Annotated in this window: 13 protein-coding genes; 9 read left to right on the forward strand and 4 right to left on the reverse strand. The window is 71.7% G+C overall.

Annotated elements, in window-relative coordinates; all coding sequences use genetic code 11:
- The first annotated feature begins 165 nt into the window (after positions 1 to 165).
- Positions 166 to 654 (forward strand): hypothetical protein, encoded by a 489-nt coding sequence (locus tag CEB94_RS05760; protein ID WP_175436905.1) that lies wholly within the window; start codon positions 166 to 168, stop codon positions 652 to 654.
- Here the strand turns inward: CEB94_RS05760 and CEB94_RS40750 are convergent.
- The 3 genes from CEB94_RS40750 to CEB94_RS05775 form a co-directional block, all read right to left on the reverse strand.
- A complete protein-coding gene (locus CEB94_RS40750; RefSeq protein WP_246111733.1) occupies positions 620 to 1,021 on the reverse strand; it encodes a hypothetical protein in 402 nt (133 codons plus the stop codon). The genes CEB94_RS05760 and CEB94_RS40750 overlap by 35 nt on opposite strands.
- A 302-nt stretch (positions 1,022 to 1,323) precedes the next feature.
- On the reverse strand, positions 1,324 to 2,694 hold the full coding sequence (locus CEB94_RS05770) for an RICIN domain-containing protein (RefSeq protein ID WP_175431133.1): 1,371 nt from the start codon (positions 2,692 to 2,694) through the stop codon (positions 1,324 to 1,326).
- Positions 2,695 to 2,725: 31 nt separating this feature from the next.
- Entirely contained in the window at positions 2,726 to 4,156 is a 1,431-nt protein-coding gene (locus CEB94_RS05775; protein ID WP_175431134.1) for an endo-1,4-beta-xylanase, read from the reverse strand.
- A 599-nt stretch (positions 4,157 to 4,755) separates the two neighbouring features.
- Between CEB94_RS05775 and CEB94_RS05780 the strand changes: the two genes are divergently transcribed.
- On the forward strand, positions 4,756 to 6,234 hold the full coding sequence (locus tag CEB94_RS05780) for a non-reducing end alpha-L-arabinofuranosidase family hydrolase (protein WP_175431135.1): 1,479 nt from the start codon (positions 4,756 to 4,758) through the stop codon (positions 6,232 to 6,234).
- A 336-nt stretch (positions 6,235 to 6,570) separates the two neighbouring features.
- Complete coding sequence (locus CEB94_RS05790) at positions 6,571 to 7,263, forward strand: thioesterase II family protein (RefSeq protein ID WP_342789589.1); 693 nt, start codon at positions 6,571 to 6,573, stop codon at positions 7,261 to 7,263.
- A 54-nt stretch (positions 7,264 to 7,317) separates the two neighbouring features.
- On the opposite strand, the gene CEB94_RS05795 is transcribed toward CEB94_RS05790, so the two are convergent.
- Positions 7,318 to 12,531, reverse strand: a complete 5,214-nt coding sequence (locus CEB94_RS05795; protein WP_175431138.1) for a family 43 glycosylhydrolase — start codon at positions 12,529 to 12,531, stop codon at positions 7,318 to 7,320.
- A gap of 268 nt (positions 12,532 to 12,799) precedes the next feature.
- Here CEB94_RS05795 and CEB94_RS05800 point away from each other — a divergent pair, with 268 nt between their 5' ends.
- From CEB94_RS05800 to CEB94_RS05820, 6 genes are all read left to right on the forward strand, one after another.
- Positions 12,800 to 14,767, forward strand: a complete 1,968-nt coding sequence (locus CEB94_RS05800) for an SMI1/KNR4 family protein (RefSeq protein WP_175431139.1) — start codon at positions 12,800 to 12,802, stop codon at positions 14,765 to 14,767.
- 126 nt (positions 14,768 to 14,893) lie between these two features.
- The gene (locus tag CEB94_RS05805) at positions 14,894 to 15,109 is read left to right on the forward strand and encodes a hypothetical protein (protein WP_175431140.1); all 216 of its coding nucleotides are present in this window, start codon (positions 14,894 to 14,896) and stop codon (positions 15,107 to 15,109) included.
- Between the two features lie 114 nt (positions 15,110 to 15,223).
- Entirely contained in the window at positions 15,224 to 22,192 is a 6,969-nt protein-coding gene (locus CEB94_RS05810) for a type I polyketide synthase (RefSeq protein ID WP_246111734.1), read from the forward strand.
- Entirely contained in the window at positions 22,144 to 23,301 is a 1,158-nt protein-coding gene (locus CEB94_RS40755; protein WP_246111735.1) for a thioesterase domain-containing protein, read from the forward strand. Before CEB94_RS05810 ends, CEB94_RS40755 begins: the two co-directional genes overlap by 49 nt.
- An 84-nt stretch (positions 23,302 to 23,385) precedes the next feature.
- Positions 23,386 to 24,165 (forward strand): polysaccharide deacetylase family protein, encoded by a 780-nt coding sequence (locus tag CEB94_RS05815; protein WP_175431141.1) that lies wholly within the window; start codon positions 23,386 to 23,388, stop codon positions 24,163 to 24,165.
- Positions 24,166 to 24,478: 313 nt separating this feature from the next.
- Positions 24,479 to 25,585: an AI-2E family transporter gene (locus CEB94_RS05820; protein ID WP_175431142.1), complete on the forward strand. Its 1,107-nt coding sequence runs from the start codon at positions 24,479 to 24,481 to the stop codon at positions 25,583 to 25,585.
- The last annotated feature ends 28 nt before the right edge of the window (positions 25,586 to 25,613 follow it).

A 25,613-nucleotide genomic window follows, 5' to 3' on the forward strand; every position in this document is an offset into this window, starting at 1 on the left:
GACCGGGACGTGCCCGACCCAAACGCCAGACCACGCCACCCCTTCCGGCCCGTAGAAATATCTACGAGCATGGCTACGGCCGGGCGGCGCGCGGAACCCCGCGGGTCACCGGCCCGTGTCCAGTGCGCGCCCGACCGCGGCGCCGCCGACTGTGCTGGGGTGGCCATGCAGAGCGTCATGTGGAAGCAAGCCGTCGAGTGGCTCGCCGCGGCCGCCACGGACCCCCAGGAGTGCAAGCGGGAGTGGGACTACGGCGCGGGAACGGTGCTTGTGGAGGCCGGGCGGTATTGGGACGTGCTCAGCGTCCCCGACCGGCTCGGCCTGCTCGCGCTGGACATCCTGTGGCGCGACCCGCTGAAGGTGCCCGGCCCGACCCTGGTGGACTGCGCGGCCCGCAGAGTGGGGTTCTTCCTGCCGCCCGATCCGGTCAGCGAATGGATCGGCTTCGGTGTGCGGCACGTCGGCCGGGGTTCCTGGGTCGCCGTGCCGCCGCCGTACCGGCCCGCCGGCCGCCTGGAGTGGCTCGTCCCGCCGGACGGGACCGGCACGCTGCACGCCCCGGGCACGCTCGAATCGGCCCTGCGGGAGGCCAGCGGAACCCTCGCGGTGCTGGCGCCGGTCAGCGCGGAGCCGGTGGTGCTGGACGGCTGGTGAGGCGGGCTCCGGAAGAGGGCCCCGCCGTCCCCGGGTGGCGGCCGGAGGCAGGGCGGGTGCCGGCGGGGGCGGCCGGAGCCGCGTGCCGGCCGGCAGCCGGGTGAGCGGCGGCGGGGACGACCGGGCCCATGTGCCGGCCGGCGGTCCACGAGGTGACGGCGGTCCAGGTCTCGCTCTCGGCCGGCGCGGCGAAGGAGACCCACTGGCCGTCGCGGTGCTCGGGGACCGTGTGGCCCCTGGCCTCCCACTCGGCGACCAGAGCCGCGTAGATCGGCGGATGTCCCGCGTATCCGCTGGTGAGTTCGGCGTACGAGCGGGGCGCGGCGTCGTTCCCGGGAAGGCGCCGCGCCGTCTCCGTGCTGTCCATGCCGGGCAAACGCGGCGCCGCACACCGGTGGTACGCGGGCCGGACCCCGTCCGTCGGGTCGAGTGAACCCGTCACCCGTACGGCGGCACGCGGGTACCGGACAAACATCCAGTCAGGCGGTCGCCCGTTCAGAGCGGGGGACGGTTCCAGGCCGACCTGTCGTTTCCAGGCCATCCGCCGCCTTCGGCTCCGCGCTGCGGAACGTCGCTGCCGGGCCGGACGGAATTCTCGACCTGGGCTGGGGCAGACGTCCGCGGCGTGGGGCCAGGATTGTCCTGGCCCCACGCCGTGGTGCGGGCCTGTCACTGGAACTGGGCGAAGAACCTCCAGATCTCAGCCTTGGTCCAGGTGGTGACGCCGCTCTCGCCGGAGGAGCCGTCGACCGGGCCGGGTATGTGGCCTCCGTCGAACGCGGCCCATTGAACCGGGTATCCGGCACGGCAGCCCGAGTAGGCGGTGGTGATGTGCGTTCGGCTGCCCGGTGCCGGCTCGCGCGGGCTCTGGGGGGTGCAGCCGTTGTTGCGGACGAATGTGTCGCGCAGGGACCGTCCTTGTCCGATGTTGAGGACGTTGTCGCTGATGCCGTGGATCCCGAAGTAGGCGATGGGCTGGTTGCCGCCGCTGCATCCGCTGATCTGGGCGCCGGAGATGACCGCGACGGCCCGGAAGGCGTTCGCCCGGCTGCATGCGAGTGCGTAGCTCATACCGCCGCCCCAGCTGAATCCCGTGGCGAAGCGCTGTGCCGGGTTGACACAGAGGCCGCCCTCGATGCGCCGGATCATGTCGTCGACGAAGGTGACGTCCTCACCGCCCGCGTTGGCCCAGCCGTTGCCGAGGCCCTGGGGGGCGACGAGGATGGCGCTGTTGTTCGACTGTTGCTGCTGGCCGTAGTAGGACCAGGCGTTCCCGCTCGTGCCGCCGGAGGCGACGTCGCCGGCGGTTCCGCCCCGCCAGTGGAACGCGAAGATCAGCCGGTAGCGGTGGGTGTTGTCGTAGTTGGCGGGGACCCTGAGGATGAAGCTGCGGCTCTTGCCGCCGCTCTGGATCGTGTGCGTGCCGCTCGTGAGAGTCGGGGCGCTGCCGCATCCGCCGCCGCCACCGGACGACAGTTTGACCATCTGCCATTGCTGGTTGGCGCCGCCCCAGTCGGAGTACTGGACGACGTTGCCGCCGTCGGCGGTGGAGGCGCCCTGGACCTCCACGGCCTTGCTGCTGGTGCGGTTGATCAGCCGGACGTGGCCAGCGTCGGAGTCGGCCAGGCGGAACTGCTGGTTGGCCCCGTTGTGGTCGGCCCACTGCTGGATCGCGGCACCGTCCGCGGTGGAGGCGCCGGCCACGTCGAGGACCTTGCCCGAATGCCGGGCTTTGAGGCGGTAGAAGCCGCCGCCGGAGTCCACGAACTGCCACTGCTGGTTGGCTGCGTCGGTGCGCGTCCACTGACTGACCCGCGCGCCGTCGGCGGTGGACGTGCCGGGGACGTCCAGCGCCTTGCCGCTGTTGCGATTGACCAGGACGTACCAGGCGTTGGTGTCCACCGTCGCCGCCTCGGCGGGCGCCGGGTTCACCGCGGTGAGCATGCCGATCGCGAGGGTCGCCGCCGCCACGGCGGCGACCCGGGACCACCAGCGATGCCTGCGTGGCGGGGCGGGGGAAGCCGCACCGTAGGTCTTCATCGACTCACCCTTTCGTTCGTGGCAGGTCCCATCAGGTGCGGGTCCAGCGCTGGTTGCCGCCGTTCGAGCAGGAGTAGAGCTGGATCAGGGTGCCGTTGGCGGTGCCGGCTCCGACGGCGTCGAGGCAGAGGCCGGACTGGACCCCGACGATCGATCCGTCGGAGTTGAGGCGCCATTTCTGGTTGTCGCCGCCCCAGCAGCTGTAGATCTGGACCTTGGTGCCGTTGCCGTTGCCGGCTGCGTCCAGGCACTTGTTGCCGTAGACCCTGAGCTCGCCGGCGGCGGTGTGCGTCCACTGCTGGTTGGTGCCGTTGTTGCAGTCCCACAGCCGGAGCTGGGTGCCGTCGGTGGTACTGCTGCCGGGCACGTCCAGGCAGCGGCCCGAACCGACGCCCCTGACCGGCCCCGCATTCGCAGGGGGTGTGGTGGAGCCGCCGTTGAGTGCGTTGAGGACGGCGGTGTAGGCGGGCTTCTTGCTGCCGTTGCCGTTGAACAGCAGCGGCGTGTCCCCCGGGCGCCAGGAGTCGGTGTCGCGCACTCCCCAGACGGTGATGCCGAGGCAGCGCGGGACGGCCAGGCAGTCGTTGGTCACGTTGGCGTAGGTCGTGGCCGAGGCGCCCTGGATGTCGAGTTCGGTGATGGCCACGTCGACGCCGAGGGCGGCGAAGTTCTGCAGGGTGGTGCGGAAGTTGCTGTGGTAGGGGCTGCCGCTGTTGAAGTGCGACTGGAAGCCGACGCAGTCGATCGGCACGCCGCGCTGCTTGAAGTCCCGGACCATGGCGTACATGGCCTGGGTCTTGGCCCAGGTCCAGTTCTCGACGTTGTAGTCGTTGTAGCAGAGCTTGGCGGCCGGGTCGGCGGCGCGCGCGGTGCGGAAGGCGACCTCGATCCAGTCGTTGCCGGTGCGTTGCAGGTTGGAGTCGCGCCGGGCTCCCGAACTGCCGTCGGCGAAGGCCTCGTTCACGACGTCCCACTGGGCGATCTTGCCTTTGTAGTGGGCCATCACGCCGTTGATGTGGCCGATCATCGCCTGGCGCAGCGCGCTGCCGCTGAGGCTCTGCATCCAGCCGGGCTGCTGGGAGTGCCAGGCCAGGGTGTGGCCGCGCACCTGCTTGCCGTTCTGCACCGCCCAGTTGTAGACGCGGTCGGCGGCGGTGAAGTTGAACTGGCCCCGCTGCGGTTCGGTGGCGTCGATCTTCATCTCGTTCTCGGCCGTCACCGAGTTGAACTCACGGCCCGCGATCGTCGTGTACGCCGAGTCGCCCAGCCTCCCCGAGGCGATGGCGGTGCCGAAGTAGCGGCCGCTCTGCGCCGCCGCGGCGCCGAGCGTGTTCTCGGCGGCGTGTGCGGTCGGCGGCGCGACCAGTACGGCGACCACACCGAGGACGCCGGCGACCAGCGCCAGCAGCAGGCCGCGGATCTTCCGGCGGATAACGGGTCTGGGTGGGGCGTACGAGCCCATGACTGTGCCTCCAAGGTAGGGATCACGGAAGGACTGAAGCGCAGGGGGGGTGCGTCGTCCGCTCCTACGGACGGGGGACCGCCGCGCGGCATCGCGTACCTCTCGGACGGTGTGAAGAGCCAGATGCGCTGGTGCGAACCTCACCGGAACGTGACGGGATGGCGCAGGTGCTTCGGTGCGCGGATCTGTCGTGCGGCTGTGCGTGGATCTGCCGTGCGGCACGGATTGCCCAGGGCCGACACGGTTCGGCATATCGAACTACGGCCGGGTTCTCAGACACGGATGATTGAGGTATTAACGATGGGTCGTCAATACTCTCCGCAGAAGAAGTTTCGATTTCTCACCCGAAACATTCGGTCCCACGAGCGGGACGGCGAACCCGGGCGCCACGCCGCAGGGTGCCCTGGGGCCGGGGCGGGGCGCTGTTTGTGGACAGTTCCGTGACAGGGCTTGACCAGAGGGCCCGACATTCCTAGCTTGTGGCGTCAAAGCTTCCGGGAATTCTTCGAAAAGTTTCGAGATCTTCCCCGCCCGGCAGTCCCCCGCTCCACGGTTCATCGGGGTCACCTCACCCCCGCCCCCCAAAGGAGTGCCCTCTGATGTGGTTTCGCCCTCCGTCCCCGGTCCGCCTGAGACACTTACTCGCCGTCCTTGCGCCCTTGCTGCTCATGGCCACCTTCCTCGGCGCCCAGCCCGCCGCCGCGGCGACCGTGGACCCCAACGCCTCGTATGTGCTGGTCAACCGCAACAGCGGCAAAGCCCTGGACGTCCACAACATGGCGACCAACGACGGCGCCCGCATCACCCAGTGGACCAGGAACGATCAGGCCCAGCAGCAGTGGCAGTTCGTCGATTCCGGGGGCGGCTACTACCGCATCAAGTCCCGCCACTCCGGCAAGGTCCTGGACGTCCACAACTGGTCCACCGCGAACGGCGGCTCGATCGTCCAGTGGACCGACCTGAACGCCACCAACCAGCAGTGGCGGCTGGCCGACAGCTCGGACGGCCACGTGAGGCTCATCGCGCGCCACAGCAACAAGGCCCTCGAAGTACAAGGCGCCTCCACCGCCGACAACGGGAACATCGTCCAGTACGACGACTGGGGCGGCACCAACCAGCAGTGGCAGCTCGTCAAGGTCGGCGGCGACAACCCCGGCCAGTGCAACCTTCCGTCGACATACCGCTGGACATCGACGGGCGCGCTGGCGCAGCCCAAGGCCGGGTGGGCCTCGCTCAAGGACTTCACCGTCGCCCCCTACAACGGCAAGCACCTCGTCTATGCGACGACGCACGGCGCCGCGGGAACCGGAGCGGGCTGGGGTTCGATGAACTTCGGCCTGTTCACCAACTGGCCGGAGATGGCCTCGGCCGGCCAGAACACGATGTCGGCCTCTACTGTCGCGCCCACGCTCTTCTACTTCGCGCCGAAGAACATCTGGGTGCTCGCCTACCAGTGGGGCGGTGGGAGCGCCTTCTCCTACCGGACGTCGAGCGACCCCACCAACCCCAATGGCTGGTCAGCACAGAAAGTGCTCTTCTCCGGAAGCATCTCCGACTCCGGAACAGGCCCCATCGACCAGACGCTCATCGCCGACGGCACGAACATGTACCTGTTCTTCGCCGGTGACAACGGCAAGATCTACCGGGCCAGCATGCCGATCGGGAACTTCCCGGGCAGTTTCGGCTCGAACTACACCACGATCATGAGCGATACGGCGGACAACCTGTTCGAAGCCCCGCAGGTCTACAAGCTCCAGGGCCAGAACCGCTACCTCATGATCGTCGAGGCGAGGGGTTCGCAGGGCCGCTACTTCCGCTCGTTCACGGCCACCAGCCTGAACGGCTCATGGACACCCCAGGCCGCGACTGAGAGCAATCCCTTCGCGGGCAAGGCCAACAGCGGCGCCACCTGGACCAACGACATCAGCCATGGCGAACTGATCCGCACCAGCGCCGATCAGACGTTCACCGTCGATCCCTGCAACCTGCAGTTCCTCTACCAGGGACGCAGTCCCAACTCCGGTGGCGAGTACGGCCACTGGCCCTACCGTCCGGGTCTGCTGACACTGCGGCGCTGACGGTGTGACACGAGCCGGGCTCCGGTAGGGAGCCGGCGTGGCGGGCTCGGCGGAACGCCGAGCCCGCCCGACGTTTCTTCCAGGCCAAGCGTCTGTCCCTCGCCGGCGCGCATCCGAAAAATGTGGATCACTTGTTCGTCGGACCAGTACGGCGGATCGGCACCTCATCCCTGGCTTTCGCTTGGTCGATGTGAGGCGGCGTCAGGGACTGTCCTGTGGGCGCACGACCATCTGCACCACAGAACCGAGGAGTTACATGACCGCAGCCGGCAGTTCTCCCACCTCCCCGTGGATACGGCGGTACTCGCCCGCACCTGACGCACCGCTCCGGCTGCTGTGCCTCCCGCACGCGGGCGGTTCGGCGCCTTTCTACGCCGGGCTGGCCAAGGCACTCGGACCGCGGATCGACACCCTCGCCGTGCAGTACCCGGGCGGATGGACCGCGGGCACGAGCGGCTGCTGACGCGGATCGACGACCTCGCCAAGGCCCTGGTCGCCGAGCTGACGCCGTGGAGCGACCGCGGAATGGCCGTGTTCGGGCACAGTCTGGGAGCGATGCTGGGGTTCGAGGTGGCGCGGCGCCTTCAGGCCGCGGGCCGTCCGCCGGTCGCGCTGTTCGTGTCGGGCCGGGTCGCCCCGACCCGCCATCGGCGGGAGTTCGGCGAGCGCCCGGACGGCCGGACGCTCATCGAGCAGATGCGTAAGCTGGGCGGCACCGACCCGCGTGTCTTCGACCACGAGGAACTGCTGGAGCTCGCGCTGCCGGTGATCCGCGCCGACTACGAGGCCGTGGAGAGCTATCCGTACCGTCCGGGCCCGCCGCTGAGCTGCCCCGTGATCGCGCTGAACGGCCAGGACGACCCCAAGGTGCCGCACGGGGACGTCGACGCGTGGGCCGAGCAGACCACCGGCGCGTTCGAGCGGTTCACCATGCCGGGCGGGCACTTCTACCTCATGGAGCGGCAGGCCGAGGTGACCGGCGTCATCGCCGACCGGCTGGCGCGGCTGACCCGCACCCAGCCGGTCTGAACGACGTCTTGAGGCGACCCTGACCGCCCGGCAGCTGCGGGAGGCCGGGAGCCGTTACTGCCGGTTCCCGATGGTGACCATGCCCTTCGTCCTGGCGCCGGTCTTGTTGTCGTAGACGACATCGCCGGTGGACTTCTTCCAGATCTTGACGCGGAAGGTGTCCGGGCCGTCGGTGGCGGTGACTCTGAAGGCGTAGCCGCCCTTGCCGCCGACCGTGCCGGTGCCCTGGTAGACGGCCTGTGAGCCGTTCACCACGAGCCAGTCCGAGGCGGTCGAGCGGAAGGTGAGCCGGGCCGAGCCGAAGACGAACGTGACCTTGCCGGTGGGGGCGGTGGCTCCCTTCCGGTACTGGGCGGCCAAGGTGAACGCCGCCTTGCCGGTCAGCCCCGGCTTGGCCGGGTAGGCACCAGCCGGCGAGGTGAGGGTGCCGGCGCCGGCAGCGGGCCCGGCGGCACGGTCGTAGACGATCAGCTCCGCGAGCGTGGTGCTGTCCGTGCCCTCGTCGTCGTCGGTGACCGTGACGACCGGGCGGTGGATGCCCGCGTCGTCGTAGACGTGCGCTGCGCGGCAGCCGGAGTCGGTGACCGTGCCGGTCGTCGGCGTGCTGCCGTCCTTCCAGTCGACCTTGCAGGTGTGGCCGTCGGCAGAGCCGGGATCGTCGAAGGACGCCGTGACGACGGCGGTCCTGCCCGCCGGGACGGGCGAGCCGGGGCCCTTGGCGGCGGTGATCGACGGGGCGACGTTCGAGACCTTCACCGTCGCCGTGTCGCTGCCGCGCCCGCCGGTCAGGGTGACCTGGAAGGTGCCGTCGTCGGTGCAGGTGAGGGTCGTCCGGGCCGCCGAGGGGTCCTTGACGGTGCACGGGGCGCCGTCCTGGACGGTCCACTCGGAGGTGCCGGCCCCGGAGACGGTGCCGGCCAGCGTGATCGCCTCGCCCTCGGCACCGGTGGCGTCCGGCCCGGCGTGGACGACGGTGACCGGGTCGATGCCGCCGAGCGTGGGAACAACCTTCTCGATCAGGCCGTCGGAGCCGAACTCCAGCTTGTCGATGGTGGTTTCGCGGTGGGTGCCGTCACCGCCGGGGATGGCGAAGCGGTGGTAGGCGATGTACCAGTCGTCGGTGTTCGGGACGTGGACGACGGAGTGGTGGCCCGGGCCCTTGATGCCCAGGGAGAGGTCCTTCTCCAGGATCACGCCCTGCTTGGTCCACGGGCCGGTGGGCGAGGGGCCGGTCGCGTAGGCGACGCGGTAGTTCTCGTCCCGGGTGTCGTTCTCCGACCACATGAAGTAGTAGGTGCCCTTGCGCTTGATGACGAAGGTGCCCTCGTTGTAGCCGCTCGGGGTGATGTCCTTGACCTGCGAGGTGTCGATGGAGGTCATGTCGTCGTTCAGCGGGACGACGTAGGCGCGGCCGTTGCCCCAGTAGAGGTACTGCTTGCCGTCGTCGTCGGTGAAGACCGCCGGGTCGATCATCTGGCCGCGGAAGTCACCGGCCTTCAGCAGCGGCTTGCCCAGGGCGTCCTTGAACGGCCCGGTGGGCGAGTCGGACACCGCGACGCCGATGTTCGCGTCGGCGCAGAAGTAGAAGTAGTACTTCCCGTCCTTCTCCGTCATCGCCGGCGCCCAGGCCCGGCTGTCGGCCCAGCTGACGTCCGGCCCCAGGTCGAGGATGACGCCGTGGTCCTTCCAGTGGACCAGGTCGGTGGAGGAGTAGGCCTTGAACTGCGTGCCGCTCCAGCCCTCGAAGCCGTCGGTCGTCGGGTAGATGTAGAAGGTGTCGCCGAAGCGCACGATGTTCGGGTCGGCGTTCAGGCCCGGCAGGACCGGGGTCTTCATGATCAGCGCCGAGACCTTCCAGGTGCGCTCCTTGCCGTCCGACCCGGTGACCTCGTACGTCACCGGCTGGGTGAAGTCCTGCACGCTGCCGGAGGCGGGGCTGATCGTCGCGCCCTCGGCGAGCGAGAACTCCGGTGCCAGCGCGGTGAGATCGGTGCCGGCCTTCATCGGCAGGGTGATCGTGCCGCTCGCGTTGTCGATGAGCGCGTCGACCTTGAGCTCCGGGTGGGTCGCCTTGGCGATGCCCGCGGTGTTGCCGCTGAGTTCCATGACCTCGGCGCCGGTGAGGGCACGGTCGTAGACGCGGAAGTCGTCGACCTCGCCACCGAAGTACGGGTCGGCCGTGTACAGGGAGCGGCCGATGTAGCCGCTGTAGTCCTTGGCCGCGTCGTACAGCTCGGACGGTTTGATGGTGGTCGTCGTGCGGGCCGCCTCGACGCCGTCGGCGTAGAGGACCATCGTGCCGGTGGCGCCGTCCAGTGTGACCGTGACGTGCCGCCACTGGCCGGGCGTGAGCTGCGAGCCGGCCGTCAGCTTCGACTCCGCCGACCAACTGGCCTTCGTGATGGCCGAGTAGAGGCTGGAGCCGCCGTTGGACGGGGTGGCGAAGAGGTACTTGTCGCTGTCGGGTCCGAGCCCGAACAGCCACTGGAAGCCGCTGCCGCCCTTCCACTTGGCGTACGTCGACACCGTCACGCTGTCGGCGTTCTTCAGCACACCGTTGGGGATCTTCACGTACGGCGAGTCGGAGTCGCCGGACATCTTGAACGAGCCGCCCTCGACACCGGTGCCGAACTCGGGCGTACGCACATAGGTGCCGTGGTGGCCGTGTCCGCTGGAGTCACGGGCGATGCTGCCGCCGGTCTCGTCGAAGTCGTAGTGCAGCAGCAGGTCGGCCGGGACGTCCGGTCCCTCGTCGGACACGGTGACCTCGGCCCGGACCGGGATCGCGGCGCCGCCCGGCAGGCTGCCGGTGACGGTGAAGGTGCCGGCCTGGGCGTACTTCGACGCCGGGACGTCCTCCCAGTCGACGGAGACAGGCCGCTTGACGCCGTCGGCGTACTCGGCGATCACCGTGGCCGGCAGCACCGGCGCCTCGCCGATCGCGGTCTTCACGGAGACGTCCTCGACGCTCCGCACGACCTGGTCCGGCTGGTAGGCGCGCAGCAGCCGGTCGTACTCGGCCTGGGTGACCGGCAGCACGGTGCCGTGCCGGGGCTTGGCGGGCAGGTCGTAGCCGGTGGAGGGGGTCCAGGTGCCGGAGTCGAGGTCGGTCGTCTCGAACGGGATGTAGCCCCGGCCGCCGAACTCGTCGAGGAACGCGTACCACTTCTCCTCGGTGTTGGACTTGAACACCAGCGGCCCCTCGGCGGCGTTCATCGCGCCCTTGCCGATGCCCTCGGCGACGGCGGTCCAGGACGGGTTCAGGAGCGAGTCGCTCTTCTCCTGGAAGATGAACTTGCTGTTGGGGGTGGAGGAGGTGTTGTTCCGCTCGTCCTTGGACAGGCGGTAGTACGTGCCGTCGTGGCGGATCATCGTGGAGTCGATGACCGAGTAGCCGCGGTCGATCCAGACCTTGGGCTCGCTGAGGGTGTGGAAGTCGCGGGTGGTGGCGTACATCATGCGGTTGTACGTGTCGCCGGAGTGGTCGGCGTTGTCGTACAGCTTCGACGCCCAGAAGACGACGTACTCACCGCGCTCGGCGTCATAGAAGGCTTCCGGCGCCCACGTGTTGCCGGCGCTGTCGGGCGAGACCTTGACCAGGCGCTGGTTCGTCCAGTGCACCAGGTCGGTGGATTCCCAGACCATGATGGACTTGCTGCCGGTGCGCTGGGAGGCGTCCCAGTCGCCGTTGCCGTAGATCCTGAGGTCGGTGGCGATCTGGTAGAACTTGTCGCCCTCCGGGGAGCGGATGATGAACGGGTCGCGCAGGCCCTTCTCGCCGAGCGTGGAGGTGAGGACCGGCTTGCCGTCGTTCAGTTCGCGCCAGTGCAGCGGGTCGTCGCCCTTGCTGAGGGCGGCGTAGAGCTGTTCGCCGTCCGAGGTGCCCTCGCCGGTGAAGTAGCTGAACATGTAGCCCTTGAGGGCCGCCTCGGCGGGCAGTTCGGGCACCTTGGCCGTCACGACGCGGGTCGCCTCGGCCTCGCCCTTGGTGACGGTGGCGGTCAGCTCGACGGTGGTGGCGCCGTCGCCGTGCGCGGGGCGGTGGACCTCGCCGCCGGCGGAGACGACGTCCGGCTTCGCCGAGGACCAGGTGACGGCCGTGCCGAAGGCGCCGCTCCTGGGCAGGGTGAGGTTGCCGCGGGCGTCGTCGAGGTTGTGGACCCTGAGCGCCTCGGCCGCCTGCCGGGTGGCGGCGGCGTCGTCGAGCGCGGGCCGGACCGTGACGTCGAAGGCCTTGGTGCCGGTGACGGTGCCCTTCTTCAGGGTCGCCGTGAGCGTGGCGCGGCCGTCCGCTGAGCCGGCCTCGGGCCGGGTCACCTTGCCGGTGTCCGACACCACGGACGGGTTGTCGCTGGTCCAGCTGATGGAAGAGCCGCCGGCCGGGCCGGTCTTCGGCAGGTTCAGGTCGGAGGTGACGCCGCTGATGTCACCGAGGCTCAGGGCGTCCTTGTCGTCGGCTACGCCCTGCGTGGCTACGGGGAGGGAGAGCTGCTCGACCTCCGAGCCGTCCAGTGCGCGGTCGTAGACCCGGAAGTCGCGTATCCGGCCCTTGAAGAGCTTGTCGCCGTCGTATACGGACTTGCCGATGTAGTTGGCCTTGGTGGTGCCGGAGCCGATGGCGCCGGGTGTGGTGGTGAGCGAGGTGTTGCGGCCGACCTCGGCGCCGTCCTCGTAGAGCACGCCGGTGGAGCCGGTCTGGGCGTAGGTGATGTGCTTCCACACGCCGCGGGTCAGGTTGTGGGAGTCGGACGGCTTGGTGGTCTGCTCGGTGGACCAGTTGCCCGTCGCGACGGAGGTGCGGAAGGAGTTGCCGGTGGTGAACAGGTAGCCGTTGCCGTTGCCCGCGCTGGTGTTGCCGAAGCCGTAGAGGAAGTAGGGCGTGCTCTGGGCGGAGTCGATCAGTACGTCCATGGAGACGGTGATCGAGTTCATGCCCTTCATGACGTCGTCCGGCACCTTGATGTAGGTGTCCGACCCGTTGAAGGCGAGCCCCTGCCCGGAGGCCGACCAGTCGGCGGTGCCGCTGACCGTGCCGCTGCGGCCGTTGCCGGAGGCGTCGGTCACCGTGCCGCCGGAGCTTGCGTCCAGCTTGTACCACAGGGCCAGGCCGTCGGTGATGTCCGCGGCCTCGGCCGCCGGTGCCGCCGGTGCCGCCTGAGCGGGGGCGGTGGGTCCGGCGAGGGTGAGCAGTATCGACGCGGCGGTCAGTCCGGCGAGATGGCCCGCCCGGCGTCTCGCGCGGCTGCGAAGTCGTGCGACGTGCGTCATGGAGAGGTTCCCTGCTGAGGCATGGCTGATGACGGACAAGGCGGAACGGAAGGACGAGGAGGCGACGGCAAGCCCTTGCAGGGGGGCCTGTCGTTACACGCGGGTGAAGTGTGTGGCGAGAGTTTCAGTCCGCGCCCTGGGCAGCGTCAAGAGGTTCCGAACGATGTCCGACAGGTCGAACGGCGCGCCCGACACGTAGTGGTGATCAGCCAGGCCGGCGCGCCTCGTCCCGGGAGCGTTGTCAGTAGCGGGTGGCAGCATCGGGCGCATGACCAACACCACGGCATTCGACTGGCGGTCCTTCCTGCTCAAGTGGAGCGGGGAGTGGGCGGATCACCTGCCGGACGGCGAAACGCCGGGCGAGGACGACGAGGCCGCTCGGCACGCACGGTGGCTGGGCTTCCCGCCCGCGTCCGAGGAACGGATCGCCGCCATGGAGGAGCGCCTGGGCCGGCGGATGCCTCCGTCGTACCGGGAGTTCCTCCAGGTCACCGACGGATGGCGGCACGCGGGCGGGTTCGTGTGGCTGCTGGCGGGGACCGAGGACGCGCACTGGCACGACAACGCGTCAGAGCTCGCGGACACGTTCGAGGAGTACCTGGAAGAGGACGCAGGACCCGAGGAGCGTCGGGAGGCGGACATCTGGCGGCGCGGGCTGCAGCTCGACGTCGAGTCCGACGCCATCTACGTCCTCATGGATCCCGAGGACGTGGACGAGGACGGTGAGTGGGCCGTGTACACGTGGGCGAGCTGGCGGGCCGCGCCACCGGATCGGTACGCGAACTTCCTGGCGTTCATGCGGGACATGCACCGGGAGTTCCACAGCCTGCGGGCGCACCGGGGCGACGGGGAGCCGGTGTTCGTCAACGACACGACGCGAGAGCTGGACGCGCAGATGGAGGAGGCCCGGCTGGAGGCGCTGGGCGGGCGCTGGGAGCGGGCCCTGAAGGCGCTGGACGAGGCCAAGGAGTACGGAAGACCGCGGGCCGCCGGGCTGGGAGACCAGATACGCCGCCTGCTGGGAGAGACCCACATGGTGTACTTCGACGGACTGGTGACGGACCCGCGGTACACGCGCGAGATGCTGCCGCCGCTGGTCGCCGAGCACGCGGCACACTCCTACCGGCACGACTCCACACTGAGGTTCCACCTGCGGGGCGCCGACGAGGACCTGGTGTCACTGGCTCACGCGACGCTGGAGCGGATGCGCGGCGGCACGTACCGGTACACGGCGGCCGGACCGTTCGGGGAAGCGGTCGAGCGCGCGCGGGAGCTGGCGCGGTGGGGGGACACCGACGGGGCATGGCGGACACTGATCGATGCCCTGCCCCGGTGGGAGCCGCTGGGACCGGACCACCTGGCCCCCCTGGGCTGGGTGGCGGACCCCCTGCTCGGGCCGCTGCTGACCCCGGAGCGGGGCCGCGAACTGCTGGCCACTCCCCGGGGCGGGCAGCCCGGCGAGGGGCCGAGGCCGACGGCCGGGCTCGACCCGGGCGACCTGGCGTGGCTCGCGGAGCCGGACCCGGGCAACAACCGCACGTCCTACCGGTTCGTCCTGGTGGAGGGGGTGGAGCCGGAAGAACTGCCCGGACGCCTGGGAGCCGGGGACGGGGACGGCCCGGTGCTGAACCAGCCCATGACCCTGTGGGAGGCGCGCCGCAGGTCGCTGGAGCGTCAGAGGGAGTTCTCGTCCTACGACGACAGGGCTCTCATGGCGGCCGGCCGGGCCGGCTCCGGTTGGAGTTTCGCCTTCGACGGCGATCCGGCCCCGTTCGCCCCACGGAGGTTCGTCTCCCCGGCCGCCGCCGCAAGTGCCGGCACTCGCGCGGTGGTGGTGTGGAGCGGCCTGAGGGCGGGGCACCGGGAACCGTTCTTCCACATGTCGGTGGCGCGGGACGGCGCCGAGCAGTACTCCTTCACCTGGATGGACGGAGAGGTCCGGCCGAGCGGGGAGATCCCGCGGGCGCTGGACCCGAGCCGGTTCTTCGGTGACCTGGAGGACGGCGTCGGGACGGAACGGTCGCTGCTGGAAGCGGTGGCCCGGGAGTTCGGTGTCTGTCTGCCCCGTCATGCCATCGTCAGGGGGCGGCTGCACACGTTCACCACCCGTTCCTGGACGCGTCCGCCCAGGGACGGCGAGACCTACGGGGTGATCCGGGTGGGCTGGGGAGACGCGCTCCTGGCGGACGGCGAGCGGACGGGAAGGGACGAACCGGAGCGGACCGAGGACCGATAGATTCCACAGCACTGTCGCAGCTGCCGACACATACGGACCGGCGTCCAGTTGTGTCGAGCGGCCGACGCGCCGGCGTTCACCCATGCTGGGCCAGGTGGCACCCCCTCCCTACGACAGGAGCCCCGCATGCCCACGGACCCGCTCGGACGATTCCTGGCAGCTCTGGACCCGGAGCACCGCGAAGCTGTCGGCTCCAGGCCGCGCGAGGAGCAGGAACGCCTCGCGGCGGCCTGGGAGCGGGAACTGGAAGCGGACGACGAGCTCGACACCCTCGACGAGCTGTCACCGCCGGCGGCGGAGGCCGAGGCGGCCCGCCGCGTCCTGGAGCGCCACACCGACTAGAGCGAAACACCCGCGGGCCGCCCCACCACCGCTTCGAGGCGACCGGAAGGCCCGCCGCCCGCCCACGTAGGCTCAACGTCGTTGCACTGCGGGGAACTTGAAGGGGCGGGGAGCATGACACGGGACGAGCTGATCCGGCCGGTGCCGGCACTGCTGAAGGAGCACGCCGAGCTGGCACCGGAACGGATCGCCTATGCCGACTCCGCTCGCGGCGTCACCTACGCCGAGCTGGAGCGCCGCACCCGCGCACTGGCCGGGTACCTCACCCGGAGCGGACTCGCCCGCGGCGACCGTGTCGCGATCTGCCTGGGCAACCGCGTGGAGGCAGTGGAGAGTTGCCTCGCGGTCCTGCGGGCCGGGATGGTCGGTGTCCCGCTCGATCCACGCTCCTCCGACGCCGAGCTGGCCCACTTCCTGCGGGACAGCCGCGCCGCGTTCGTCATCACGGACGCCGCGCACCTCGTACGCCTGCGGCGCCTGGGATCGCCGTACGACCGTCTGGGGGCCCTGGTCACCGGGTCCGGTCCCGTCCCGGAGGGCGCCCGGTCGTTCCGGAGCGCGGTCGAGAGCGACGGGCCCGCGGAGATCGACACACTCGGCCTCGACGACCCGGCGTGGATGCTCTACACCTCCGGCACCACCCACCGGCCCAAAGGCGTGCTGTCCACACAGCGGGCCGCGCTGTGGTCCGTGGCCGCCTGCTACGTCCCGCTGTTCGGTCTCTCGTCCGGCGACCGGCTGCTCTGGCCGCTTCCCCTGTTCCACAGTTTCAGCCACTCGCTGGCGATCCTGGGCGTGACGGCCGTGGGCGCGAGCGCCCGGATCGCCGGGGAGCCGGCGGCGCCCGGCGGTCTGCGGCAGGAGCTGCTCACGGCGTACGAGGGACTCGGTGGGCCCTTCACCGTGCTCGCCGGCGTGCCCGCGACGTATCACCGGCTGGTCGACTCGGCCGGTGCGGCACCTCAGGCGCTGCGGCTGTGCCTCGTCGCCGGTGCGCCGAGCGGTCCGGCACTGCGCGCGGCCGTGGAGGAGACCCTGGGAGCTCCCCTGCTCGACGCGTACGGAAGCACCGAGACCTGCGGCATGATCGCGGCCGATCGTCCCGGGGGGCCCAGGGTCGACGGTTCCTGCGGGCCGCCCGTGCCGGGCGTGGAGGTGCGGGTTGTCGATCCGGAGAGCGGCGAGGCCGTCGGGGACGGTGCCGAGGGCGAGATCTGGGTGCGGTCGCCGGGTCTGATGACCGGGTACCACGACCAGCCGGAGGCGACGGCCGCCGCGCTGCGCGACGGCTGGTACCGCACCGGCGACCTCGGCCGCCGCGTCGAGCACGGCCATCTGCGGGTCACCGGCCGGGTCAGCGAACTGATCATCCGGGGTGGCGAGAACATCCACCCGACGGAGATCGAGCAGGCCCTGCTGCGGTGTCCCGGCGTGTCCGACGCCGTGGCCGTCGGAGTGCCGCACGACGTGCTCGGCGAGGTGCCGATCGCCCTGGTCGTGCCGGGTCCGGACGGGTTGGACGCCCGGCGGGTGCTCGCCGAATGCCGGACCCTGCTGGCCGACTACAAGGTGCCGACCGAGATCCGCGAGATCGCCGCCGTCCCGCGCACCGCGTCCGGCAAGACAGCCCGGCACCGGCTGGCCGTCCCGGCCCCGGCCGCCTCCGCCGCGTCCGGCACCACCTCCACCGCTCTGTTCGAGCGGCTGCTGCCGCTCTCCCGGGACGACCAGGAGCGGGCGCTGCGCGAGTCGGTACTCGCCGAGACGGCCGAGGTGTGCCCACTCGCTCCGGGCGAAGCGGCGAGCGCGGACAGCCCCTTCACCGACCTCGGCATGACCTCCGTCGGCGCGGTCGAGCTGGTGGACCGGCTCGGTGCGCTGACCGGTCTGAGCCTGCCGTCGACGCTGGTCTTCGACCATCCGGCACCGGCCGGGGTCGCCCGGTACCTGCGGGCCGCTCTGTTCGAGGGCCGGCCCGAGGCCCGGCGAGGGCGGGACGGCGGGCAGGCCCCGCCCTCCGCGGACGATCCCGTCGTGATCGTCGCCATGGCCTGCCGGTACCCCGGTGACGTCGAGTCCCCCGAGGACCTGTGGGAGCTGGTGTCGCGGGGACGGGACGCCGTCTCGGGCTTCCCGACCGACCGCGGCTGGGACCTGGAAGCCCTGTACGACCCCGATCCCGACCGGATCGGCACCTCGTACACGCGTCACGGCGGGTTTCTGCACCGGGCCGCGGAGTTCGACGCCGGACTGTTCGGGATCTCACCGCGTGAGGCGCTCGCGACGGATCCTCAGCAACGGCTGCTTCTGGAGACGTCCTGGGAGGTGTGGGAGCGGGCCGGGATCGACCCGGCGTCGGTGCGCGAGAGCGAGACCGGCGTGTTCGTCGGCGTCATGTACGGCGACTACGCCACCCGCTTGCCCCGGCATCACGAGCTGGAGGCGCACCTGGGCCTGGGCTCGACGGGCAGTGTGGCCTCCGGCCGGATCTCGTACGTGTACGGTCTGCGCGGTCCGGCCGTCACCGTCGACACGGCCTGTTCGTCCTCGCTGGTGGCCCTGCACTGGGCGGCGCGGGCGCTGCGCTCGGGCGAGTGCTCGATGGCGCTGGCCGGAGGGGTCACGGTGATGGCGACGCCCGGGTCGTTCATCGCCTTCAGCCGCCAGCGCGGGCTGTCGCCGGACGGGCGCTGCAAGTCGTTCTCGGCGGCGGCCGACGGTACGGCCTGGGGCGAGGGCGCGGGGCTCGTCCTGCTGGAGCGGCTGTCCGACGCGCGGCGCAACGGCCATCCGGTCCTGGCCGTGCTCCGGGGCTCCGCCGTCAACTCCGACGGCGCGTCCAACGGGCTCACCGCGCCCCACGGGCCTGCCCAGCAGCGGCTGATCACGCGGGCGCTGGCGGACGCGGGGCTGCGCGCCGGTGACGTGGACGCGGTGGAGGCCCACGGTACGGGCACCACACTGGGCGACCCCATCGAGGCGCAGGCCCTGCTGACCACCTACGGGCAGGACCGCGAGGAACCGCTGTGGCTCGGGTCGGTCAAGTCCAACCTCGGGCACACGCAGGCGGCGGCCGGGGTCGCCGGCGTCATCAAGATGGTGCAGGCCATGCGGCACGGCGAGCTGCCCCGGACCCTGCACGCCGACTCGCCCACACCGCACGTCGACTGGTCCTCGGGACGGGTGCAACTGCTGACCGCCGCCCGGCCCTGGCCGGCAACGGACCGGCCGCGGCGGGCGGGGGTCTCGGCCTTCGGGATCGGGGGGACCAACGCGCACGTGATCCTGGAGGAGGCGCCCAGGACGGCCGTCCCCCCGGAGCGGGCCTCGGCCCCGCCCGTTCCGTGGCTGCTCTCCGCCGCCGACGAGACGGCCCTGCGCGCCCAGGCAGCACGGCTCGCGGACGAGGTGACGCGGCGGCCCGACCTGGTGCCCGCCGACATCGGCCACTCACTCGCGCTGTCGCGCGGCGCCCTCCCGCACCGGGCGCTCGTGCCCGGTGGTGACCGGACCCGGGCACGGGAGGCGCTGCACGCACTCGCAGCGGGCCGGAACGCGCCGGGCGTGGTGCGGGGACTGGCCGCCCCGGAGGTCCGTACGGCCTTCCTGTTCAGCGGGCAGGGTGCCCAGCGCCCCCGGATGGGCGCGGAACTGCGCGCCGCCTTCCCCGTCTTCGCCGAGGCGTTCGACGAGGTCTGCCGGCACCTGGACGACCGTCTCCCCCGGCCCCTGAGCGCGGTGCTGTCCGCCGGGCCGGGCTCGCCGGACGCGGCTCTGGTGGACCGTACGGACTTCGCTCAGGCCGGACTGTTCGCGTTCGAGGTGGCCCTGTTCCGGCTGCTGGAGTCGTGGGGCGTTCGAGCCGACCGCCTGGTGGGCCATTCGGTCGGCGAGCTGGCGGCCGCGCATGTCGCGGGAGTGCTCGACCTGCCCGATGCGGCGGCCCTCGTCGCCGCGCGCGGCCGGCTGATGCAGGCGTTGCCGGACGGCGGTGCGATGGTGGCGCTGGAGGCGGCCGAGGCGGAGGTTCTGCCGGCGCTGACCGGGTTCGAGGGGCGGGTGTCGATCGCGGCCGTCAACGGGCCCCGCTCGGTGGTGGTCTCAGGCGCGAAGGACGCCGTGCTCGCGGTCGCGGCCGGTTTCGAGTCGGACGGCCGCAGGACGGTACGACTGCGGGTGAGTCACGCCTTCCACTCGCCGCTGGTGGAGCCCATGCTCGACGAATTCCTGAGCGTCGCGGGTGACTTGACCTTCCGACCGCCGCGGATTCCGATCGTCTCCACCGTGACGGGCCGGCCCGCCGAGCCCGCGGAACTGTGCTCCCCCGATTACTGGGCGCGGCACGCCCGGCTCCCCGTGCGCTTCGCCGACGCCGTGCGCCGGCTCGCGGACGACGGCGTCTCGGCCTACCTGGAACTCGCCCCCGGGCCCGTGCTCACCGCGGCCGCCACCGACTGTCTGACCGACGCGGACACGCGCGGCTCCGTGCTCGCCGTGGCCACCCGAGGCGGTGCCCGCGAACCGGAGACGCTCCTGTCGGCCCTGGCGCGGCTGCACGTGGCCGGGGCCGATGTCGACTGGGCGGCGGTGTACGCGCGTTCCGGCGCGCGGCGGGTGGATCTGCCGACGTACGCCTTCCAGCGGCAGCGGTACTGGCTGGACGCGTCGGGCCCGACGACCGGCGAACAGGCGCTGCTGGGCCCGGCCTTCCCGGTCCCGGACACCGGACGGACGGTGCTGACCGGGCTGTTGTCCCGCGCGGCCCACCCCTGGCTGGCCGACCACGTAGTCGCCGGGAACGTGATCGTGCCGGCGACGCTGCTCGTGGAGATGGCCGTACGCGCGGGCGACGAGGTGGGCTGCGGCGCGGTCGACGACCTCGTGATGCTGTCGCCGCTCGCCCTGCCCGGCTCGGCGGGGGTGCGTGTCCAGGTCGTGGTGGGCGCGAGGGACGACTCGGGCCGGCGGTCGCTCGACATCTACTCCCGGCCGGAGGAGTCCGCCGCGGACGTCCCGTGGACCAGGAACGCCTCCGGTCAGCTGGCCGCCGGGCACGTCCCACGGACCGCCCATGCCGGCCGAGGCCGGGCCACTGCCACTGCCACTGCCACTGCCACTGCCACTGCCGACGAGCATGCCCCGTGGCCGCCCCACGATGCCGAGGCGGTGGACCTCACCGGCGCGTACGCCGCCCTCGCCGACGCCGGACTCGCGTACGGGCCCGCCTTCCAAGGGGTCGGCGCTCTGTGGCGCCGCGGCGACGACGTCTTCGCCGAGGTCCGGCTGCCCGCCTCGCACGCCTCGGAAGCGGGCCGCTTCGGGCTTCATCCCGCACTGTTCGACGCGGCGTCGCACGCGCCGCTGCTCGCCGCACCCGACGACGCGGGCCCGATCCGGGTGCCGTTCGCATGGAGCGGAGTGAGCCTGCACGCCTCCGGAGCCACGGAGCTGCGGGTCCGGATCACTCGGACCGGCGCGGACACGGTCTCGCTGGCCCTCTCCGACCCGGCCGGCCGGATCGTGGCACGCGTGGACTCCCTGACCACGCGAGAACTCCCCGCCGGCCAGGCCGTCGCAGCGGACGACCTGGTGGGAAGGGCCCTGCTGCGCCCCCGATGGGCGGCCCTGGAACTCTCCGGCGATGGCGACAGCGACAGCGACAGCGACGAGCACGCCTGGTCGGTGCGCGGGCCGGACGAACTCGGCCTTGCCGCGTTCCTGCCCCCCGGGGCCGGGAATCCGGAACTCGTCGCCGTGACGGCCGTCTCCGGCGCGGCGGATTCCGACCCTCCGGGTGCCGTGCACGAGCTGACGGGCAGGGTGCTCGCGACGCTTCAGGACCTGCAGGACGATCCCGGCGCGGCGGGCTCACGGCTGGTGGTGGTGACCCGGGACGCCACCGCACCGGTGCCGGACCTGGCGGGCGCGGCCGTCTGGGGGCTGGTGCGCGCGGCCCAGTCGGAGCTGCCCGGGCGGGTCGTCCTGGTGGATGTGGACGGGCGGCCCGAGTCGCTGCGGACGCTGCCCGCGGCCGTCGCCACCGGCGAGCCTCAACTGCGCGTGCGGGAAGGGCGGGTGACGGTTCCCCGGCTGGCCGCGGTCGGTGACGCCCCGGACACGGGGACGGCGGCCCTCGGCGCGGACGGCACGGTGCTCATCACCGGAGGCACCGGCGCGCTCGGCGCCGAACTGGCCCGTCACCTGGTCGCCGAACACGGCGTGCGGCATCTGCTGCTGACCGGCCGCCGCGGCCCGAAGGCGCCCGGGGCCGAGAAACTGCGCGACGAGCTCGCGGAGTCGGGAGCACGGGTCGACGTCGTCGCGTGTGACGCCGCGGACCGCGCCGCGCTGTCCGAGGTGATCGAACGCTGCGAGCCACCGCTGACGGCCGTGGTGCACGCCGCCGGTGTCCTGGACGACGGCGTGCTGGACGCGCTGACCCCGGACCGGATGGCCGCCGTGCTGCGGCCGAAGGCCGACGCGGCCTGGAATCTGCACGAACTGACCCGGGACATGGGCCTTTCGGCGTTCGTCGTGTTCTCCTCCGTCTCCGGTCTGCTCGGCCGGGCGGGTCAGGGCAACTACGCGGCCGCGAACTCCTTCCTCGACGCCCTCGCCCGGCGGCGCGCCGCCGCAGGGCTCCCCGCGCTGTCGCTGGTGTGGGGGCCGTGGGAGCACGCCGACGGCATGGCGGCCGGGCTGCCCGGACAGCGTTCCGGGCCGCGTGAGGTGCTCGTCCCGCTGTCCACACGGCAGGGTCTGGCCCTCTTCGACGCGGCGCTGCGCACGACCGAGCCGGTCCTGGCACCGATTCTGCTGGACCGGGCCGCACTTCGGTCCGGCGGAGGACACCTGCCACCACCGTTGCGCGGTTTCGTCCGTCCCGAACGGCCGACCGCGGCGACAGGGGCCGATTCCTCCGGCGATCCGGGGCGGCTGCCGGAGCCGGGGGCTGGCGGGCGCGGCTGGACCGGCTGCCCGCCGGCGACCGGCAGGCGGCGCTCGAGGATCTGCTGCGTCAGGATGTCGCGGCGGTGCTCGGCTACCCGCATGCCGACGCCCTCCCGGCCGGGCGGTCCCTGACCGAGCTGGGATTCGACTCCCTGACCGCGATGCAGATCCGCAACCGGTGGAGCACGGCGCTGGGGATCCGGCTGTCTGCGGCGTTGGTGTTCGAGCACCGCACGACCGGAGAGCTGGCCCGGCACCTGCTCGGCCGATTGTCCGACACCCCGGCCGCCGCGGCAGCTCCCGAGGCCGCGGAGGCCGAGCGGCCCGCGTACACCCTCTCCTCGCTGTTCCGCAGTGTCAGTGCCTGCGGGCAACCGGTGGCGGCGATGCACCTGCTCGTCACCGCGTCCTGGGCGCTGCCCACCTTCACGGCCGCCCGGGGCCACGAGCACGCGCCGCCCCCGATCCGCCGCTCCCACGGCCGCCCCGGCTCGGGAAGGCCGACGGTCGTCTACTTTCCCGCCTACCACCCCTCGCTCGCGTCGGGAGGTGGCGATTTCCCTCGCTTCCACCGCGCGTTCCACGACGACCTGGACGTGCTGGAGTTCCCGCACCCCGGGATCGGCGCCGGGTCCGCCGTACCGGAGGACCGCGCCGCGCTGGCGTGCACGCAGGCCGAGAACGTCCTGGCTCACACCGGCGACGGTCCCCTCGTGATCGTAGGACGGTCCGCGGGCGGCAACGTGGCACACCTCGTGGCCCGCCGGCTGGAGAGCATGGACCGGGTACCGGCCGGCCTGGTCCTGCTGGACACGTACCACATCACGCCGGACGACCACGGCAAGGACTGGCTGCTGTCCCTGGCCGCTCCCCCGCCGCGGGACTCCGGACGGCCCCTGTTCACCGGGGACGACGACAGCGCCCTCGCGGCGATGGGGGCCTACAACCGCATCTTCCTCGGCTGGCACCCCGAACCGGTCACCACGCCGACGCTCCTCGTCCGCGCGCTGCGCCCCACACCCGCGATGGCCGCCTCCGCGGACGCCGACGACTGGCGTACGTCCTGGCCGTCGGCGCACGACGTCCTGGACGTCCCCGGCGACCATCTGACGATGATGCGGGAACACGCGCAGTCAACGGCTTCGGCCGTCCGCACCTGGATCGAGGCGTCGTCCGCGGACCGGGCGCGAACGCACCGCGCCGGCCGTCCGGATACCGCCGAGCAGCAGGATTGTCCGTGATCGGTAACAGACGGATCCACCGGCCGCCTTCCGCCCTCTTGCCGTATGCACGGGCTCCACGGCGACGGCGAAGGAACACAAGACATGGTGCGAAGTGGCGGACGGGGATGGTACGCCAAAGTGCTGGCGGCGGCGCTCGGGGTGACCGCGGTCGCCGGCCTGACCTCGTTCTGGAACGCGCAACTCGGTGCCACCGAGTCACGACCCGGCCGGGGCGTCTCGGCGCCTCCCGCCCAGTCGCAGGGCCGGAAGGCGGCGCCCGTGCCGGCGGGCATCGTGCACGCCTCGGACGCCGGTGCCCGCGGCGTCAACATCACCGTCGACGACGGACCGGACCCCGTCTGGACACCTGAAGTGCTCCAGGTGCTGCGGGACCACGGTGTGAAGGCCACGTTCTGCATGGTGGGCACGCAGGCCCGTGCCCACCCGGACCTGGTCAAGGCGGTGGTGGCGGCCGGGCACCGGCTCTGCGACCACACGGTCTCGCACGACGTCACCATGGACCACAAGTCCAAGGCCTACCAGTCCCGGCAGATCCTGGACGCCGAACGCATGATCACCAAGGCGTCCGGGGGCGTCCGCCCGCTGTACTACCGGGCGCCCGGCGGGGCCTTCACCCCCTACAGCCGCCACCTCGCCGCGTCCCACGGCATGCGCCCGCTCGGCTGGAACATCGACTCCAAGGACTTCGAGCGTCCCGGCACGAACGCCATGGTCGCCACCGTCAAGAACGAGATCTCCAACGGCCCGACGCTCCTCTTCCACGACGCGGGAGGAGACCGCTCGCAGACCGTCGCCGCTCTGCGAGAAGTCCTGCCGTGGCTGAAGGAGCAGGGCTACTCCTTCGGCTTCCCCGTGCGCTAGGCGCGGCCGGCGGAGTCGGACGGCGGGCGAGGGCCGCAGAGGTAGCCGTGTCCCGAGACTGCCGTCCGGTGGTGGGCGGCTCCCCGCCCGGGGCGCTGACGGTCGACTCCGCCTTGACGGTGGCCAGACCGGGGATAAGGAAGCGGATGGCGACGCATTCATGGGGGTTTCCCCCATGGCGCGTTGGGGACTTGCGGCGGGGCGGGTGCGAGGCGCTGTTCGGCGTGCCCCGCCGGCCGGGCCGGTACCGGCCTTCGGGGGAATTCCGGGCTCGCCCCGCGGTTCGACGGCCGGTGGGTGGTACGGGCATGAGATGTCGACGCCCCCCGATCCACCCGCCTCGGCGCTGCCGCGCCCGACCGACGCCGAGTCGCGCGTACCGGTCGTGCTGCGGACCGCTGCCGCGTACGCGTGGCGGCTCATCGCGGTCGGCATCGTCGTCCGGTTCGCCTTCTCCGTACTCGGGGAGTTCCACCGGATCGCCGTCGCCGTCTTCCTCGGTCTCGTCATCACGGCGGTGCTCCGCCCCGCGGCCGGACTGCTGGCCCGGTTCATGCCCCGGCCGCTCGCGGTCGCCGCCGCGCTCATCGGTGGCATCGTCCTCGTCCTCGGGGCGCTGGCCCTGGTGGGTGAGACCGTGGCGGATCAGCGGACCGGGCTGGAGAAGGAGTTCGTGGAGGGGATCGACCGGATCGAGCGACGGTTGGAGGAACCGCCCTTCCGGCTTCCCGCGGACGCGTTCGACGATCTCCAGTCCCGGATCGGCAAGCTCCTGTCGGACCACCGCTCCACCCTCATCAGTACGGCTCTCAGCGGTGCGAGCCGGCTGGTCGAGGTGCTGACCGTGCTCGCGCTGGCCCTGTTCTGCTCGGTGTTCTTCACGCACTCCGGTGAGAAGCAGTGGCAGTGGCTGTGCGACCAGCTTCCCGGCCGGGCCCGGCAGCGATTCGCGGTGGGGGCCGGGGCCGCCTGGCGGACCTTCACCGGTTACACGCACGGCATCCTGCTGGTGGCGGGGACCAACGCGGTCCTCGTGGGCATCGCCCTGTTCGCCCTCGGGGTGCCGCTCGCCGTGCCGTTGGCCCTGCTGGAGTTCCTGGCCGCGTTCATCCCGCTGATCGGCTCGCCCATCGCTCTGGCGGTCGCGGCGGTCGTCGCCCTGGCGTCGAAGGGGCCGCTCATCGCCCTGGTGGTCGTGGCCCTGATCGTGGTCATCGGCCAGATCGAGGGCCACCTGCTGCATCCCATCGTGATGAGCTGGGCCGTTCGGCTGCACCCGGTGGTGGTCGCCCTGGCGGTGGTCGGCGGGGCGGTCGCGGCGGGGGTGATCGGTGCGGTGGTGGCCGTACCGCTGGTGGCGGTGGTGTGGTCGGTGTACCAGGCGTTGCGGAGCCCCGCGGACGAACCGGGCGGGACGTGACCCGCCTCCCGGGGACATGAGCGGACAG

The organism is Streptomyces hawaiiensis, assembly GCF_004803895.1.
GTDB classification, from domain to species: Bacteria; Actinomycetota; Actinomycetes; order Streptomycetales; family Streptomycetaceae; genus Streptomyces; species Streptomyces hawaiiensis.

Bases quoted from the DNA above. Each gene is read 5' to 3' on its own strand.
- CEB94_RS05780 (WP_175431135.1), top strand. From the start codon at position 4,756: ATGTGGTTTCGCCCTCCGTCCCCGGTCCGCCTGAGACACTTACTCGCC.
- CEB94_RS05805 (WP_175431140.1), top strand. From the start codon at position 14,894: ATGCCCACGGACCCGCTCGGACGATTCCTGGCAGCTCTGGACCCGGAG.
- CEB94_RS05795 (WP_175431138.1), bottom strand. From the start codon at position 12,531: ATGACGCACGTCGCACGACTTCGCAGCCGCGCGAGACGCCGGGCGGGC.
- CEB94_RS05810 (WP_246111734.1), top strand. From the start codon at position 15,224: ATGACACGGGACGAGCTGATCCGGCCGGTGCCGGCACTGCTGAAGGAG.
- CEB94_RS05800 (WP_175431139.1), top strand. From the start codon at position 12,800: ATGACCAACACCACGGCATTCGACTGGCGGTCCTTCCTGCTCAAGTGG.
- CEB94_RS05770 (WP_175431133.1), bottom strand. From the start codon at position 2,694: ATGAAGACCTACGGTGCGGCTTCCCCCGCCCCGCCACGCAGGCATCGC.
- CEB94_RS05820 (WP_175431142.1), top strand. From the start codon at position 24,479: ATGTCGACGCCCCCCGATCCACCCGCCTCGGCGCTGCCGCGCCCGACC.
- CEB94_RS05775 (WP_175431134.1), bottom strand. From the start codon at position 4,156: ATGGGCTCGTACGCCCCACCCAGACCCGTTATCCGCCGGAAGATCCGC.
- CEB94_RS05815 (WP_175431141.1), top strand. From the start codon at position 23,386: ATGGTGCGAAGTGGCGGACGGGGATGGTACGCCAAAGTGCTGGCGGCG.
- CEB94_RS05760 (WP_175436905.1), top strand. From the start codon at position 166: ATGCAGAGCGTCATGTGGAAGCAAGCCGTCGAGTGGCTCGCCGCGGCC.
- CEB94_RS40750 (WP_246111733.1), bottom strand. From the start codon at position 1,021: ATGGACAGCACGGAGACGGCGCGGCGCCTTCCCGGGAACGACGCCGCG.